This is a genomic window from Usitatibacter palustris, from assembly GCF_013003985.1.
GTDB classification, from domain to species: Bacteria; Pseudomonadota; Gammaproteobacteria; order Burkholderiales; family Usitatibacteraceae; genus Usitatibacter; species Usitatibacter palustris.
Genome location: NZ_CP053073.1, coordinates 975,622 through 990,168, shown reverse-complemented (window position 1 = coordinate 990,168; position 14,547 = coordinate 975,622). Strand labels below are relative to the sequence as shown.

General features: G+C 65.8%; 14 protein-coding genes. All 14 read left to right on the top strand.

The window, feature by feature from the left end:
* Position 1: 1 nt before the first annotated feature.
* The 14 genes from nuoD (at position 2) to DSM104440_RS05110 (ending at position 14,252) form a co-directional block, all read left to right on the top strand.
* Positions 2-1,219, top strand: a complete 1,218-nt coding sequence (nuoD, locus tag DSM104440_RS05175) for an NADH dehydrogenase (quinone) subunit D (RefSeq protein WP_171160998.1) — start codon at positions 2-4, stop codon at positions 1,217-1,219.
* Positions 1,216-1,689, top strand: a complete 474-nt coding sequence (gene nuoE, locus DSM104440_RS05170) for an NADH-quinone oxidoreductase subunit NuoE (protein ID WP_171160997.1) — start codon at positions 1,216-1,218, stop codon at positions 1,687-1,689. Before nuoD ends, nuoE begins: the two co-directional genes overlap by 4 nt.
* On the top strand, positions 1,689-2,984 hold the full coding sequence (gene nuoF, locus DSM104440_RS05165; RefSeq protein WP_212758211.1) for an NADH-quinone oxidoreductase subunit NuoF: 1,296 nt from the start codon (positions 1,689-1,691) through the stop codon (positions 2,982-2,984). Before nuoE ends, nuoF begins: the two co-directional genes overlap by 1 nt.
* Positions 2,966-4,408 (top strand): NADH-quinone oxidoreductase subunit G, encoded by a 1,443-nt coding sequence (locus DSM104440_RS05160; protein WP_171160995.1) that lies wholly within the window; start codon positions 2,966-2,968, stop codon positions 4,406-4,408. The genes nuoF and DSM104440_RS05160 overlap by 19 nt, the downstream gene beginning before the upstream one ends.
* On the top strand, positions 4,405-5,547 hold the full coding sequence (locus tag DSM104440_RS05155; protein WP_171160994.1) for a complex I subunit 1/NuoH family protein: 1,143 nt from the start codon (positions 4,405-4,407) through the stop codon (positions 5,545-5,547). The genes DSM104440_RS05160 and DSM104440_RS05155 overlap by 4 nt, the downstream gene beginning before the upstream one ends.
* Positions 5,544-6,077 carry a NuoI/complex I 23 kDa subunit family protein gene (locus tag DSM104440_RS05150; RefSeq protein WP_212758210.1) on the top strand — a complete coding sequence of 178 codons (534 nt, stop codon included), beginning with the start codon at positions 5,544-5,546 and terminating at the stop codon, positions 6,075-6,077. Before DSM104440_RS05155 ends, DSM104440_RS05150 begins: the two co-directional genes overlap by 4 nt.
* Complete coding sequence (locus tag DSM104440_RS05145) at positions 6,074-6,571, top strand: NADH-quinone oxidoreductase subunit J family protein (RefSeq protein ID WP_171160993.1); 498 nt, start codon at positions 6,074-6,076, stop codon at positions 6,569-6,571. The genes DSM104440_RS05150 and DSM104440_RS05145 overlap by 4 nt, the downstream gene beginning before the upstream one ends.
* The gene (gene nuoK, locus DSM104440_RS05140) at positions 6,564-6,866 is read left to right on the top strand and encodes an NADH-quinone oxidoreductase subunit NuoK (protein WP_246212096.1); all 303 of its coding nucleotides are present in this window, start codon (positions 6,564-6,566) and stop codon (positions 6,864-6,866) included. The genes DSM104440_RS05145 and nuoK overlap by 8 nt, the downstream gene beginning before the upstream one ends.
* 5 nt (positions 6,867-6,871) lie before the next feature.
* Complete coding sequence (gene nuoL, locus DSM104440_RS05135; RefSeq protein WP_212758209.1) at positions 6,872-8,755, top strand: NADH-quinone oxidoreductase subunit L; 1,884 nt, start codon at positions 6,872-6,874, stop codon at positions 8,753-8,755.
* Entirely contained in the window at positions 8,748-10,304 is a 1,557-nt protein-coding gene (locus DSM104440_RS05130) for a complex I subunit 4 family protein (RefSeq protein ID WP_171160991.1), read from the top strand. Before nuoL ends, DSM104440_RS05130 begins: the two co-directional genes overlap by 8 nt.
* Positions 10,301-11,686, top strand: a complete 1,386-nt coding sequence (locus DSM104440_RS05125) for an NADH-quinone oxidoreductase subunit N (protein WP_171160990.1) — start codon at positions 10,301-10,303, stop codon at positions 11,684-11,686. Before DSM104440_RS05130 ends, DSM104440_RS05125 begins: the two co-directional genes overlap by 4 nt.
* 297 nt (positions 11,687-11,983) lie before the next feature.
* The gene (locus tag DSM104440_RS05120) at positions 11,984-12,805 is read left to right on the top strand and encodes a TIGR04255 family protein (protein ID WP_171160989.1); all 822 of its coding nucleotides are present in this window, start codon (positions 11,984-11,986) and stop codon (positions 12,803-12,805) included.
* Positions 12,806-12,814: 9 nt separating this feature from the next.
* Positions 12,815-13,435, top strand: coding sequence for a hypothetical protein (locus DSM104440_RS05115; protein WP_171160988.1), 621 nt, complete (start codon positions 12,815-12,817; stop codon positions 13,433-13,435).
* On the top strand, positions 13,347-14,252 hold the full coding sequence (locus DSM104440_RS05110; RefSeq protein ID WP_171160987.1) for a hypothetical protein: 906 nt from the start codon (positions 13,347-13,349) through the stop codon (positions 14,250-14,252). The genes DSM104440_RS05115 and DSM104440_RS05110 overlap by 89 nt, the downstream gene beginning before the upstream one ends.
* The last annotated feature ends 295 nt before the right edge of the window (positions 14,253-14,547 follow it).

The following is a 14,547-nucleotide window of genomic DNA, read 5'->3' as shown; positions in this document are numbered from 1 at the left end:
CATGAACGCGCCCCTGCCCAACCCCATCCGCCCGGCTTTCGACGCGAGCACCGAGGGGGGCGCGGTGGTCGTGAACCTCGGGCCCTCGCACCCGGCCACGCACGGAACCATTCAAGTGGTCGCCGCCCTCGACGGCGAGAAAGTGCGGCGCGTGGACGTGCACTGCGGGTACCTGCACCGCGGCTTCGAGAAGGAATGCGAGGCGCACACCTGGCACAACCTCATTCCGTACGTCGACCGCCTGAACTACTGCTCGGGGCTCATCAACGACTTCGCGTACTGCGCGGCGGTCGAGAAGCTCATGGGTGTCGAGATCACGCCGCGCTGCAAGTACCTGCGCACGCTCCTCTCGGAGTACTCGCGCGTGGCCGACCACCTCACGTGCATCGCCGCCTCGCTCATGGAGCTCGGGGCCATGACGCCGTTCCTGTACCTCGTGATGATCCGCGACTACATCTACGAGCACCTGGCCGCGCTCACGGGCGCGCGCGTGACCTATTCCTATGGCCGCATCGGCGGCCTCGCGCGCGACCTGCCCGATGGCTGGCTCGCACGGCTGGACGAGATCCTCGTGCAGTACGAGGACTTCATCGGCCGCGTGCACGCGCTCATGGACCGCAACCGCATCTTCATCGACCGCACGCGCAACGTCGGCACCCTCTCGACGGCCGACGCCATCCACTGGGGCTTCACCGGACCGATCCTGCGCTCGACGGGCGCGCCGCGCGATCTTCGCAAGGACACGCCCTACCTCGCCTACGCCGAGCTCGACTTCGACGTGCCCGTCGGCATCAACGGCGACAACTACGACCGTTACTACGTGCGCATGCGCGAGATGGACGAGTCGGTGTACATGATCCGGCAGTTGATGCGCAAGCTCCCCGAGGGGCCGATCAACGTCGACGACCGGCGCTGCACCTTTCCCGACAAGGCGCTCGTCTACTCCGAGATCGAATCGCTCATCAACCACTTCAAGCTCGTGATGGAAGGCCCCGCCGTGCCCGCGGGCGAGGTGTACCTCGCGCACGAGTCGCCCAACGGCGAGCTCGGCTTCTACCTCGTGAGCGTGGGCGGCGGCACGCCCTACAAGGTGCACGTGAGGAGCCCGAGCTTCGTGCACATGGGCGGGGTGCACCGCCTGCTCGAGGGCTACCAGCTCGCCGACGTCATCCCGACCTTCGGCTCCGTGAACATGATCGGCGGGGAGTGCGATCGATGAAGCACCTGATCCCGGAATTCGAGAAGCTGCGCGAGCGCTTTCCCGAGGGCTTCGATTCCTCGCTCGTGCTGCCGTGCCTGCGCCGCATCCAGGAAGAGCGCGGCTTCGTGGCCGACAGCGACATCGAAGGCCTGGTCGCGTACCTCGGCGTGCCGCGCATTCAAATCGAGGAAGTCCTCTCCTTCTATGGCCAGTTCCGGCGCGCGCCCGTCGGGCGTTGCCACGTCGAGGCCTGCCGCAACCTCTCGTGCTCGCTGTTGGGTGCGGAGCGGCTGATCGACCACCTGTCGAAGAAGCTCGGCATCCGGCCGGGCGAGACGACCCCGGACGGCGAGTTCAGCCTCGCGACCGTCGAATGCATGGCCTCGTGCGGCACCGCGCCCATGGTCGCCGTGAACGGCAGCTACCACGAGGCGATGACGGCGGAAAAGCTCGACGCCCTCCTCGACTCGAAGCGCAGAGGCGATTGATGGGCGCGCGCCTGCTGATGAACTTCGAGTTGACGCCCACCTCGCACACGCTCGCCGACTATCGCGCGCGCGGCGGCTACCGCGCGATCGAGAAGGCGCTCGGCGAGATGACGCCCCAGCAGGTCACCGCCGAGGTCACCGCGAGCGGCATCCAGGGACGCGGCGGCGCGAACTTCTCGGCCGGTCGCAAGTGGTCGGTCGTGAACCTCAGCGACGGGCAGCCGCATTACCTGTGCGCCAATGCCGACGAAGGCGAGCCGGGCACGTTCAAGGATCGCTGGATCCTCGAGAACGCGCCGCACCTGCTGCTCGAGTCGATGCTGATCGCCGCCTACGCGCTGCAGGTGCGCCACGCGTTCATCTACATCCGCGGCGAGTTCGACCTGCCGTGGCGCCGGATCAGCGGCGCGCTCGAGGAAGCGTACGCCGCGGGCTACTTCGGCAAGCCGCTCTTCGGAACCGATTTCGTTTGCGACCTCGTGGTCTATCGCGGCGCGGGCTCGTACGTGTGCGGCGAAGCCTCGGGGCTGCTGAGCTCGCTCGAGGGCAAGCGCGGCTACCCGCGCAACCGCCCGCCGCGGCTCACCGTGCGCGGCCTCTACCAGCGCCCCACGGTCGTGAACAACGTCGAGACGCTCTCCAACATCGCCGGAATCATCAACGGCGGTGCCGAGGCCTTCAAGGCGACCGGCACGAAGAAGAGCCCCGGTACACGGCTCATCTCCATCTCCGGCCATATCAACAAGCCGGGCGTGTACGAAATCGAGCCCGGGGGTGCGTTCCGCGAATTCATCTTCGACACCTGCGGCGGCGTGCCCGGCGGCCGCAAGGTGAAGGCCATCATCCCCGGCGGCATCTCGACCAAGGTCGTCACGGGCGAGGAAGTCGACCGCCTCACGCTCGACAACGAAGCGCTCGCCACCGTGGGCTCGGGCATGGGCTCGGGCGGCATGGTCGTGATCGGCGAGGGCACGTGCATGGTGCGCCTGCTCCAGGTGCTGCTGCGCTTCTACCACCACGAATCGTGCGGCCAGTGCACGCCGTGCCGCGAGGGCATGGGCTGGATGCACCGGATCATCGACCGCATCGTCGCGGGCGGCGGCCGGCCCGAGGACCTCGAGCAGCTGAAGAAGATCTCCGCGTGGAACGACGGCAACACGATCTGCGGCATGGGTGACGCCGCGGGCTACGCCACCGTCGGGATCCTCGCGAAGTTCAGCGACGAGTTCGAATACTTCATCGCCCACGGCCGTTCGCGCCACGACGGGAACCTCGAATGCCGCGCATCTACATAGACGGCCTTCCCTACGAGGCCGACAGCCGCCAGACCGTCATGGAAGTGGCGGCGGCCAACGGCATCGTGCTGCCCGGATTCTGCTGGCACCCGAAGCTCTCGGTCGCGGGCAATTGCCGCCTGTGCGCCGTGCAGGTCGAGGGCCGCAGCTGGGTCGAGATCTCCTGCAACATGCCCGTCGCCCAGGACCTGAAGGTCCTCACCGATTCGGACATCGTGCGCGAGTACCGCAAGTCGATCCTCGCGCTCACCACGCTCAACCACCCGGTCGATTGCGGCATCTGCGACAAGGCCGGCGAGTGCCTGCTGCAGGATTACCACTACGAGCACAACGGCGCACCCTCGACCTCGCACGAAGTGAAGGTGCACGCCACCAAGTTCCACGCGTTGTCGTCGCGCATCACGCTCGACAACGAGCGCTGCGTGCTGTGCTCGCGCTGCGTGCGCTTCACGCACGAAATCTCGAAGACGAAGTCGCTGGGCATCGTGCAGCGCGGCGACACCTCGCTCGTGCGCGCCTCGGGCGACGGCGCCTTCGAGACGGACGCCTACTCCGACAACGTGGTCGACCTGTGCCCGGTGGGAGCGCTGCTGTCGCGCTCGTTCCTCTACAAGTCGCGCGTCTGGTACCTGAAGGCGACCCCATCGGTGTGCCCGGGCTGCGCGCGCGGCTGCGCCGTCAACCTCTGGCACCGCAAGCCCGAATGGAAGCTGCAGGCACTCGATGCGCGCCACAACCGCGCCATCGAGCGCATCACGCCGCGCGACAACCCCGCGGTGAACGGTCCGTGGATCTGCAACAGGGGCCGCGACCTCGCGCCCCTTTTCGAGCGCGAGCGCGCAACGCAAGCCATATGCGCCGGCTTCTCGGTCGCGACTCCCGCGGCGATCGAGGGCGCACGCTCGCTCATCGAGCGCGCGCGCCGCCCCGTGGCACTCGTGTCGAGCTGGGCCTCCAACGAGGAGCTCGCCGCGTTCGCCGCCGCCCTGGGCCGGCACTTCACCGTCTTCGTGAAGCGCGACCGCGAGCCCGAACCCGGCGAGGTCGTCGCCGACGATATTCTCATCTGCGCCGACAAGAATCCGAACAGCACCGGCGCGCTCGCGAACTTTGCGTCCGCCTGGGGTCCCGGCTCCACGCTGCCCGAGGGAACCGACCTGCTGCTCGTGTGGGGCGAGGGCTTCGACCTCGCGCAGGTGCCGCAGTCCCTGCGCACGATCGTGCTCGACGCGTGGAAGAACCCCGGGCACGCGCGCGCCGACGTCTTCATTCCCGTGAGCATCCAGACCGAGCGCCGCGGGACGTACACCAACTTCGAGGGCACCGTGAGCGGCTTCGAGGCGTGCTTCGAAAAGGACGACTCGGTGGCGCACGCCGAGGACCTCTTCGCGGCACTCGCCGCGGCGAACGTGGCGGCCGCATGATCCAGGACTTCGTGATCGTCCTGGGACTCGTGGGATACGCCTTCGGCGTGCTCATGACCTTCGGCACCGTGCTCACCTGGGTGGAGCGCAAGCAGGCGGCGATCATGTCCGACCGCATCGGCGCGAACCGCGCCTACATCCGCATTCCCTTCACGCAGGTGAAGCTCGTGTGGCTCGGTCTCTTCCACGGCATGGCCGACGGCCTGAAGATGCTGCTCAAGGAAGACTTCCACCCGCGCACGCACGATGCGCTGGGCTACGCGATCGCGCCCTGGGTGGTCTTCACGCCGGTGCTGCTGGTCTTCGCGGTCGTGCCCTTCGGCGGCACGATCGATCCGGGCCGGCTGATCCCGCCGCTGGCCGAGTGGTTCGCGGGCCGCACCTATCCGCTGCAGATCGCGCGCCTGGACGCGGGGCTGCTCGTGGTCTTCGCCTTCGGCGGGCTCACCATCATCGGCGCGATGCTCGCGGGCTGGGCCTCGGACAACAAGTTCTCGCTGCTGGGCGCGCTGCGCGCGGGCTCGCAGATGATCTCCTACGAAGTCGTGCTGGCACTCACGCTCCTGGGCCTCGTGCTGCTGCACGGCACGGTGGACCTCGGCGCGATCGTGCGGGCGCAATCGGGCGTGGTGCTGGGGTTCCTCCCCGCCTGGGGCATCGTCGTGCAGCCCTTTGCCGCACTCCTGTTCCTCACCGCGGCCATCGCCGAGAACAAGCGCATCCCCTTCGACCTGCCCGAGGCCGAGAGCGAGCTGATCGCCGGCTACTACACCGAGTACAGCGCGATGAAGATGGGCCTGTTCATGTTCGCCGAGTTCATCGAGATCGCGGTCATCGGCGCGCTCTTCACCACGCTCTTCCTCGGCGGCTACAACCTGCCGTACATGAGCGACGCGGGTTTCGGTTTCCCCGGCGGGTACTTCGTCGCGCTGCCGCACGCAGCCGCGGTGCTCATCCAGCTCGGCACCTTCCTCGCGAAGGTGCTCGCGGTGTGCAGCTTCCAGATCCTGGTGCGCTGGTCGCTGCCGCGATTCCGCTACGACCAGCTGCTGCGCTTCGCGTGGAAGATCCTCTTCCCGCTCGCCCTCGCGAACCTCGCCGTGACGGTCGTCGTCCTCTGGGCGATGGAGCGCGCATGAAACCCTACAAGCGCCCGCAGTACTGGAACTCGCCCACCATGGGTTGGTGGGAACGCGCCTACGTGTTCGAGATCGCGCGCGGGCTGTGGGTCACCGGCAGCATCTTCACGCGCAACATGTGGCGCTGGATCACCGGCCGCAAGGGCGCGCTCACCACTTATTACCCGGAGGAGACGCGCGCCGACTACGCGCCGCTCAACCGCGGCAAGCACATCCTCGTGCAGCGCGAGAACGGCAAGCCCCAGTGCATCGCCTGCAACCTGTGCGCGACCGTGTGCCCGGCGAAGGTGATCGAGATCGAGGCCGCGTTCGACCCCACGGACCCCCTGCACCCGAAGTACCCCGCGCGCTTCGAGATCGACTACTCGCGCTGCGTCTTCTGCGGGCTGTGCGTCGAAGCCTGCCCCGAGGATGCGATCCGCATGTTGAAGGAAGTGCCCGATCTGCCCACCTTCGACCGCGACACGCTGTGGCTCGGCAAGGAAGAGCTGCTCACGTGGAATCCGCGCAAGGACGGAGCGAAGCGATGATCGACGCCTTCCTGCTCTACGCCTTTCTCGGACTCGCCCTCGCGTCCTCGGCCGCGATGCTGGCACTGCGCCATCCGATGCACGTGGCGCTCGCACTCGTCACCGCCATGCTGGCCCTCGCCGGCGTGTACGCGATGCTCGGCGCCCACGCGGTCGCCGTCTTCCAGGTCCTGATCTACGTGGGCGCCGTGATGGTGTTCATGGTGTACGTGATCATGCTGCTCGACGTGCGCGACGCCTCCTACGCCCGGCGCTACACGGCATTCTTGTGGCCGGCGGCGATCGGCGCCGCGGCGCTGCTCGCCTTCCTGGGCCACGAGGTGTGGCAGGGCCTCGCACCGTTCGTCGCGGGCGAGGCGCTCGGCGTGCAGGCGTTCTCCGTCGTCTTCCTCAACGAGTACTGGGTGGCCTTCGAGGTGGTCTCCGTCCTGCTGGTGGCTGCCGTCGTGGGCGCGCTCGCCGTGGTCGAAGTCGGGAGGGCGCGCCGTGGCTAGCCTTCAGCTCCTCGGCTGGGCGAGTGTCGCGATGTTCGTGATCGGCCTGCTGGGCGTGGTCATCCGCCGCAACGTGCTGGTGATGCTCATGTGCATGGAGCTCATGCTCAACGCCGTGAACCTGAGCCTGGTCGTGCACGCGCAGCGCGGCGACCCCGCGGCCGCCACGGTCCTCGTGTTCCTCGTGTTCGTCGTGGCCGCCGCCGAGATCGCGATCGCCATTCCCATCGTGTTGCTGCTCGTGCGCCGCCGGCGCACGACCGACGCCTCGGCCTTCTCGGAGCTGCGCGGATGAGCGCCGTGAAGACATCCCTCCTCACCGCGATCGTGCTCCTGCCGCTCGCGGGCTTCCTGCTCAACGGATTGCTCGGCAACCGCCTGGGCAAGCGCTTCGTGACCTTCGTGGGCTGCGGCCTGCCGATCGCGGCGTTCGCGGTCACGCTCAAATGCTTCTTCGACCTGCGCGCCGCGGGCGGCGCGCCACTCGTGGAGACCGTCTATACCTGGTTCGCGGCCGGCGCCGACACCTTCGAGATCGCGTTCTACTTCGATCGCCTCACCGCCGTGATGGCGCTCATCGTGACGGGCGTGGGCTCGATGATCCACGTCTACTCGACGGGCTACATGAAGGACGACGATTCCTACGCGCGCTACTTCGCGTACCTGAACCTCTTCCTCTTCTTCATGCTGATGCTGGTGCTCGGGCGCTCGCTCCTCGTGCTCTTCGTCGGCTGGGAGGGCGTGGGGCTCGCCTCCTACCTGCTGATCGGCTTCTGGTTCGACGATCCCGCGAAGGCCGCGGCGGGCAAGAAGGCCTTCATCACCAATCGCATCGGGGACGCCGGGTTCCTCCTCGGCATGTTCGTCCTCTACTCGGCGGTGGGCACGCTCGACATGGACCGCATCAACGCCGCGTTCCTCGGCGCCTCGCCTCCCGCGGTGTCGGCGAGCCTCGTGGGGATCCTCCTCTTCATCGGCGCGAGCGGAAAATCGGCGCAGATCCCGCTCCACGTATGGCTGCCCGACGCGATGGCCGGCCCCACGCCGGTCTCCGCGCTCATCCACGCCGCGACGATGGTGACCGCCGGCGTGTACCTGGTCGCGCGGCTCTCAGGCATTTACCTCATCGCGCCCGAAGCGTCCGCCGTCGTCACCGCGATCGGCGCGGCCACGGCGTTCTTCGCGGCGACGATCGCGCTGGTGCAAACCGACATCAAGAAGGTGCTCGCGTACTCCACGCTCTCGCAGCTCGGGTTCATGTTCGTGGCGCTCGGCGTGGGCGCCTACGGTGTCGCGGTCTTCCACCTTTATACGCACGCGTTCTTCAAGGCCTGCCTCTTCCTCGGCGCGGGGAGCGTGATCCATGCGCTCTCGGGCGAACAGGACGTCGCGCGCATGGGCGGCCTCGCCCGGCGCATTCCCGTGACCTTCGCGACCTTCGCGGTGGCCACCGCCGCCATCGCCGGCATCCCGCCGCTCGCCGGCTTCTTCTCCAAGGACGAGATCATGTGGTTCGCCCTCGCGAGCGGACGCGGCGGCTCGCCCGCGCTCTTCGCGCTCATGGCCTTCACGGCGCTGCTCACTTCCGTGTACATGTTCCGGCTGCTCTGGCTCACGTTCTTCGGCAAGTCGCGCATGACCGCCGAGGTCGAGCACCACGTGCACGAGTCGCCCGCGTCGATGACCGGGATCCTCGTCGTCCTCGCGGTGCTCTCGGCCATCGGCGGTTTCGTGTCGATCCCGCACTTCCTCGAGGCGCAGCTGCCGCTGCCCGCGGCGGCCGAGGGCATGGCGCGCTTCCACATGGCCGTGCTCGTCGGTTCGATTGCGATCGCGCTCGCCGGGCTCGGACTCGCGGCGTACTTCTTCGGATCGGGCGCGGCGCGCGCCGAACGCGTACGCGCCGCCTTCCCGCAACTGCACCGCGTGCTCGCCGGCAAGTACTACGTGGACGAGGCCTACGAACGCTTCATCCTGCGGCCGCTCATGTGGATCTCGGAGCGCATCTTCCTGCAGTGGGGCGACCAGCGGCTCTTCGACGGCACGCTGCATGCGATCGCCGCGCTCGGGCAGCGCGCCGCGCGCGTTCTCGGACGCGTCCAGGCCGGGAGCCTGCACCTCTACGCCTTCCTCGTGCTCGCCGGCCTCGCGGGCGCGCTCTGGTGGACGCTTCGCCATGCGTGAAGCCCTCGCCCTCAACCTCCTGCTCTTCCTGCCCGTGATCGGCATCGTCGCGCTCACGCGCGCCCCCGCGACGCGCGCGGACCTCGTGCGCGCGATCGCCTTCGTGACGATGGCGCTGCAGTTCGCCCTCGCCGTGTGGCTGTACGCGTGCTTCGACCCGGCGCGCGCAGGCCTGCAGTTCGAGACGCGGCTGCCGTGGATCGCGCAGTGGGGCGTGTACTACCAGGTGGGCCTCGACGGCAACAACGTGTTGCTGGTGCTGCTCACGGCCTTCCTCGGTCCGCTGGTGGTCGCGAGCGCATTCACCGCGATCGACCGCCACGTGAAGCTCTTCTACGCGATGGTGCTCGCCACGCAGTTCGCCATGGTCGGTGCGTTCGTCGCGCAGGACCTCTTCCTCTTCTACTTCTTCTGGGAAGCGATGATGGTGCCGATGTTCTTCATCATCGGCATCTGGGGCGGGCAGCGGCGCATCTACGCGACCCTCAAGTTCGTCCTCTACACCGCCTTCGGCAGCATCCTCATGCTCGCCGCCGTGATCTACCTCGTGGTGAGCCTCTCGACCGCCGGCGGCATCACGTCGTTCGCATTCACCGACCTGCAGGGCGCGGCGAACCTGCCGCTGGGCGTGCAGACGATCCTGCTCGCCGCCTTCGGCCTGTCGTTCGCGATCAAGGTGCCGATCGTGCCGCTGCACACGTGGCTGCCCGACGCGCACGTCGAGGCGCCTACCGCGGGCTCGGTGATCCTCGCGGGCGTGCTCCTCAAGATGGGCACGTACGGATTCATGAAGATCGGCTTTCCGCTTTTTCCCCTGGCCACGCAGATGCTCGCCCCCGTGATCGCGACCCTCGCGGTCGTGAGCATCGTCTACGGCGCGTGCCTCGCACTCGTGCAGACCGACATCAAGAAGGTGATCGCCTATTCGTCCATCAGCCACCTGGGCTACGTGATGCTCGGGCTCGCGAGCTTCAACCTGCTCGGCATCCAGGGCGCGATCATGCAGATGGTGAGCCACGGCCTGGTCGCCGGCGGCCTCTTCATCATGGTCGGGATGATCTACGAGCGCTGCCACACGCGCGACATCGCCGCCTACGGCGGGCTCGCGAAGCTGCTGCCCGCGTACGCCGTGTTCTTCGCGATCCTCACCCTCGCTTCCATCGGGCTGCCCACCACGAGCGGCTTCACCGGCGAATTCCTCGCGCTCTTCGGCTACTTCAGCACCGCGTGGCCGCTCGCCGCGCAAGGTGAAACGCTGCCGCTGGTCCTCGCCGTGACCGCGGTCTCGGGCGTCGTGCTGGGCGCGCTCTACATGCTCTGGCTCGCGCAGCGCCTGCTCTTCGGCGCGGCGCGCGCGCCCCACCAGCCTTCCGTCGATCTCGACCTTCGCGAGAAATCGATCCTCGCCGCGATCGTGGCCGCGGTGTTCTGGCTCGGCCTCTTCCCCGCCGAGCCGATGCGCGCCACGGAGCAGGCCGCACGCGAGTATCGCGAGCTCGTCACCGCTGGCCGGCCCGCGCCGCCCGTCGCACTGCGGGGCACGCCATGAACGTGTCCCTGGTCTTCACTTCGCTGCTGCCCGAGCACCTGCTGCTCGCCGGCATCCTCACGCTGATCGCGATGGACGTGATCGCGGGCAAGCCGCGAGCGGCGATGGCCTTCGCGATCGCCGTCGTGGGTACGGCGTGCGCCGCGGCCCTGGCACTCGCCGCCGACGGCTATTCGGCCACGCCGTTCCCGGGACAGCTCTCGGTCGATCCCGCGGCACTGCTCGCCAAGGCGCTCATGCTGGGGCTCGCCGTGCCCGCGCTGCTGCTTTCGCGCGAAGCGTTCGCGAGCCGCCAGTTCCACATCCTCGCGCTCTCGTCGCTCTACGGCGCGTGCCTGATGGTCTCGGCCGACAGCTTCCTCACGCTCTTCCTCGGCGTGGAGCTGCTCTCGCTTCCGGTGTACGTGCTCGTGCTGCTCGCCTACCAGCGCCCCGAAAGTGCGGAGGCGGCGCTGAAGTACCTCGTGCTCGGGGGTGCTGCGAGCGCGACGCTGCTCATGGGCGCATCGCTCCTGCTGGGCTGGAGCGGATCGCTCGAGCTCGCCACCTTCGCGCGTGCACTGGGTTCGGGCGAGCCGCTCGCACTCGCGGGCTCGGCCCTCGTGCTGCTCGCCTTCTTCCTCAAGGCCGCGGTCGTTCCCTTCCATGCGTGGGCGCCTGACGCGTACGAAGGCGCGAGCGCGCCGGTGACGGCATTCATGGCGGTGCTGGTTAAGGCCGGCGTGCTGCTCGCCGCCGTGCGCCTCTTCGGGGCCGCGCCGCTCACCGGTCCCCTGCTCGGTCTGGTCGCGGTGCTGCCGCTCGCCTCCATCGTCTGGGGCAACCTTGCTGCGATGCGCCAGCAGAGTTTCCGCCGGATGATCGCGTACTCGTCGATCGCGCACGCCGGTTACCTCTTCTATGCATTCCTGGGCGATGGGGCGCTGCGATTCCAGGCGGTGGCCTTCTACGTGCTCGCCTACGGCGTGATGAATCTCCTCGCGTTCGCCGCCCTCCCGCCGCACGCCGACGATGTGCAGCGCGACCGCCTCGATCATCTTGCGGGCCTCTTCCGGCGCCGCCCGTACGCGGCGATCCTCATCGCGATCGCGATGTTCTCGCTCGCGGGGCTGCCTCCCTTCCCCGGCTTCGTCGCGAAGTTCCTCATCTTCAAGAACGCGATCGCCGCGGGCCACACGCTCTTCGCGGTGCTCGGCCTCGTCGGGAGCTACATCGGAATCTACTTCTACCTGCGCGTCGTGCAGTACCTGTTCATGAACGAGGAACCGCACCCGACGAGCCACGCCGGCCCGGGCCTCGCGGCCTTTGGCGCAGGCGCGCTGTGCCTCGCCGCGGGAATCGTGATCAGCGTGTTGCCGGGGTGGGTGCTGGGCTTCCTCTAGATTGACGGGGCTGAGCCGGTCCGACGAACGTCTTCTATTCGCTTATCTATTCATTTATCTATTCATCTATCTATTCACAAAGAGGCGTATTGACGAATAACAATATAAAAATCATGCGTTTACGATAAGCGGCGTTGGCAGGATATCTATTCATATGCCGGCTCCCCGATTCGCGGTCATCAGCTTAAACCTATGTTTTTACGGGAAAATCATGACTCTCTGAATGGGTCACTTCCGAATGTAAAGTTTCGTGTAAAGTTATCACCCAATGGGTGCTGCCAATATCGCGGAGGGGCGATGGTGATCGCCGTGAGGAGGGCTTCACTAGGCCAGCTTCCTAATGCGCCTCTGGCGTTAGTTCTCGCGCAGGTCGTGTTCAGTCGGCACCTGTCGATGCGAGATCGCATCCCGGCCATACAGGACGCGGTCCGCCGCGAATATCCCACATTCGCTGAGACCAAGATCCACGCGCTGGAGATTGGTGCTGCTGGAATCAAAACTAAGCAGGTTGATCGCTGGCAATTTGGCGATGCCACGAATCAGGCGGGCTTCCTAATACTGGAAGACGGACTGGTGTTCAATGCCACTGCGTATCGGGACTACCCCGCGTTTGCAGAAAGGCTCTCCACGATCTTGGGCATGTTTGAGGCCCTCGTACCGGATCTGCACGTCGAGCGCTTGGGTTTGCGATACGTAGACATCATCGTTCCCGCCGGCGATGAGGAGCCTGAGGAGTTCATAGTCAGTGGACTTCGTGCTACAGAACTCTCCAACATTGGACGCCATGCCAACTCGATGCACTTTTCCCAGATATTCCTGGACGAGGGGTATCTCAATTTCCGCTACAAGCGCGGTGGGTTGAATGAGCATTACATGCCCGATGACCTTCAGCCTTTCATCCTTGCCCCCGCCGCCGTTACTAGCAGAGCGAAGCACGCCCAGTCCCAGGGACGCAGTATCGCGTTCCTAGACTTCGACCGCATTGTTCCCAATCTCAGCTTGCGATTTGACAGTGCGGAGGTTCGAAGCCGATTCGATCGAATGCACAAAGATCTGTCCGACGCATTTAAGAAAGTACAAACACCCCATGCCCGGAAAGTCTGGTCAACGCCACCGTAAGGAGTACGCATGAGCGAGCACGTTCTCGACCGCTTTGGCACTCGGCAATCTCCCGACCATATTAGGGGGATCTACGACCTGATCATGAGCTTTAGCGGATCGGGGGCCCAAGGGGTCCCGGTTACGAGAGCGGACATCGTTGCTGGCTCCGGTATCCTGCCGGTGCGTGAGTCGGCCGATGCCGAACTAGATCCGCCATGGGCTGCAAAGCTCGGCCTAATAAAGGCTGCGTTGGGCCTCACCATGTCGCAGCTTGCTGACGTCCTTCAAGTGGGTCGGCCAACTGTGTACTCCTGGATGTCGGATAATGCGTCCGCCGAGCCGCGTGAAGGCAACAGAACGCGAATTGAAGAGATCTACGGCTGTGCCACCAAGTGGCTCGAGAAATCGCAGCGACCTGCTCTTGGACTCGGCTCCAACGTCGTAATAGATGGGCGGGACATCGTATGGCATTTGTCCCAGGCGAATATCGATGAGCAAGCGGTCGATGCCTTAATTGAGGCGTTGGGAGCAGTAGCGGTACAGGAGAACGAAGCACGCCATGCGAAAAGCTCTCTTGTGGCTAATCTCCGGGCTCGAGGCTTTGCTGATGCGCCTCAGAGCCGAGATCGCACGCGCCGAAGAAAGTAGCCGGAACGTCGTTCAAGCAGTCCGGGAGAACGACTGGCGCCAGGGCGACGTACTCCCCTCCGCCGCCCGGCACGTCATTTCACCATTCGTTTCCGCGCCATTTCCTCCGGATGCTTGGGTCATCGTCCTCACCCAATCCTGCGACCTTGTTCACAACAATCTCGCGGCAGAGCCGTCAGCCGAAGTGATTGTGGCCTCACCTATCACTGACGAGGACAAGGAAGTACGTCACCTCAGAAATCCCCGAAGGCTTCAAATTGAAGGCGCTCAAGACCAGAACTCGGTCCTCCTTGATTTGCGCATTACGCAACGCCACTCAATCCCGAAGTGGGTGCTAGCCGGGCATGAGCCGGACGGCGATCGAATGATCCCAGAAGGGGACCTTCGAACGCTGGTCCAGTGGGTGGCAGCGCGGTACGACCGCCGCGCGTTCCCGGATGCCTTTATGGACCGACTCAAACCGGTTGATAAGAACCTCCAAAAGGCATGGAAGCGCATGAGGGCAGTCACTTGCATCTACTTGTCGATCAGCTCGTATGAGGAACTCCCTGAGGAGTCACCCTATAGGGTCGCGCTGATAGCTGCGATGACCTCGGAGGATTTCGAAAGCGCCGACTTGCGCGGTCAAATGGAAGTTCAGCTTGGGCGGGTGACGGCTGCGATGGACGACTGCGGTGGAATCGAGATCGAGCGCGCCGAGCTGAGGCCTGAGGGCGAAATCTCCCTGGAAGAGCTGCGTCTCTTTGGAAGGTGGTACTTGGATACCTATAGTGATCGCGACGAACAGCATCGCGCACCCCCTGGCAACTCGGAATGAGTTGTCGGCTTTCGGCAATCGCCGACGCTACGTAGGACCTGGCGGCTCTCCTTCGTCAAGCAGACGAAGAGATCCCCGGTGGCCGACCGACCTCCTGCGCCGCTAGATAAGCGTCAACTCGCCGCACTGTTGGTAGCCGCTTTCGGCGACCCAATCGTGGCACTCCCGAATCACGAGTCGCCGTGTCCGCCTCGGTCTCCGGCTCGAATTTTCCGCACAACATGGAAGTAAGCCACAAGACGCAATTGATGTCTGGGTGGCTTTGTCGCGCCGACTAACCAACCCCGCTGGTGCT